The following is a 233-nucleotide window of genomic DNA, read 5'->3' as shown; positions in this document are numbered from 1 at the left end:
CCTGTTTGCTCCCCACGCTTTCGCGCCTCAGTGTCAGTTACAGACCAGAAAGTCGCCTTCGCCACTGGTGTTCCTCCATATCTCTACGCATTTCACCGCTACACATGGAATTCCACTTTCCTCTTCTGCACTCAAGTCTCCCAGTTTCCAATGACCCTCCACGGTTGAGCCGTGGGCTTTCACATCAGACTTAAGAAACCACCTGCGCGCGCTTTACGCCCAATAATTCCGGA

Annotated in this window: 1 rRNA gene; it reads right to left on the bottom strand. The window is 52.8% G+C overall.

Annotated elements, in window-relative coordinates:
- A 16S ribosomal RNA gene (locus CG50_RS16095) occupies positions 1–233 on the bottom strand; the annotation flags it as partial.

It is taken from the genome of Paenirhodobacter enshiensis (genome assembly GCF_000740785.1).
GTDB lineage: Bacteria > Pseudomonadota > Alphaproteobacteria > Rhodobacterales > Rhodobacteraceae > Rhodobacter > Rhodobacter enshiensis.
Note: the sequence above shows the minus strand (reverse complement) of the source record. Positions and strands in the feature narration are given on the sequence as shown.